1 protein-coding gene and 1 pseudogene are annotated in these 1,328 nt (G+C 72.5%); both read left to right on the forward strand.

Features of this window, described 5'->3' with window-relative positions; all coding sequences use genetic code 11:
- Positions 1-146: pseudogene (locus DN387_RS23435) on the forward strand (DNA lesion error-prone repair protein ImuA); the annotation flags it as partial.
- 6 nt (positions 147-152) lie between these two features.
- Positions 153-1,328 (forward strand): DNA polymerase Y family protein (locus tag DN387_RS23440; RefSeq protein ID WP_254506369.1); only part of this gene is annotated, 1,176 nt, incomplete at its 3' end.

A 1,328-nucleotide genomic window follows, 5' to 3' on the forward strand; every position in this document is an offset into this window, starting at 1 on the left:
CCTGCCGCCCGCAGCAGGCGGCACTCAACCCGTCGCCGGCCGCGCTGCGCATTGCCGTCGACCTGCACCCGGCGCAGTGGCGGGTGCTCAAGTGCCGTGGCGGGCTGGCCCCGGCCACCCCGATCGCCATGGCCGGGCGAGGGTGATGGGCGATGCTGTGGGCCTGCATCCTGCTGCCGCAACTGGCACTCGACAGCGTGCTGCGCGGTCGCGACGACCCCCAGGCGCCGCTGGTGCTGCTCAGCGGCCCGGCGCAGCGGCGCGTGTTGCAGGCGGTCAACCCGGCGGCCCGGGCCCTGGGGCTGCGCGCCGGGCAGAGCCTGAGCACCGCGCAGGCGCTGGCCAGCAGTTTTACCTGCGTCGAGCATGACCCGGCGGCGGTCGAGCAGTTGCAGCAATTGCTGGCCGCCTGGGCCTACCAGTTCAGTTCGCAGGTCAGCCTGCATTACCCACGCACCGTGTTGCTCGAAGTCGAATCCAGCCTGGGCCTGTTCGGGCCCTGGCCGCTGTTCGAGGCCCGCCTGCGCAAGGAGCTGGGCGAGCTGGGGCTGCGTCATCGCATCGTGCTGGCCAGCAACCCGGTGGCGGCGCGCATGCTGGCCAACGCCCATGACGGGCTGGCACTGAACGACGCCCAGGCCACCCGCGCCGCCCTTGCGCAGATGCCCGTGGACCGCATCGGCCTGCCGGTGGAGGCCGCCACGGCCTTGTCGCGCATGGGCCTGCGCGACCTTGGGCAGGTGCTGGGGTTGCCGCGCGACACCCTGGCCAGGCGTTTTGCCGCCAGCGTGCAGGTGCACCTGGATCGCCTGCTGGGCCTGCGCCCCATGGCGCTGGCGTGCTACCGGCCGCCGGACCGGTTCGAGGCGCGGCTGGAACTCAACTTCGATGTGGAATCGCACCAGGCGCTGTTGTTTCCGTTGCGCCGGTTGATTGCCGACCTGGCGGCGTTCCTGGCCAGCCGTGACGGCGGCGTGCAGCGTTTTACCCTGCACCTGGAACATGCCCGGGGCGTCGCCACGCCGGTGGTGGTCGGCCTGCTGGCCGCCGAACGCGAGGCGGGCATGCTGTTCGAGCTGGCACGCGGGCGCCTGGAGCAGTTGAGCCTGCCCGCACCGGTGCGCAGCGTGCGCCTGGTGGCCGACGACCTGCCGGCGTTCGTGCCGCAACCGGGCGAGCTGTTCAATGCGCGGCCCCAGCAGCAACAGGGCTGGGAGCAACTGCGCGAGCGTTTGCGTGCACGCCTGGGCGATGAGAGCGTGCGGGCTGTGCAGGCTTTTGCCGACCACCGCCCCGAGTGCGCCTGGCAGGCGGCAGGCGGCGCCCCG

This window comes from Pseudomonas sp. FBF18 (assembly GCF_024261405.1).
GTDB classification, from domain to species: Bacteria; Pseudomonadota; Gammaproteobacteria; order Pseudomonadales; family Pseudomonadaceae; genus Aquipseudomonas; species Aquipseudomonas palmensis.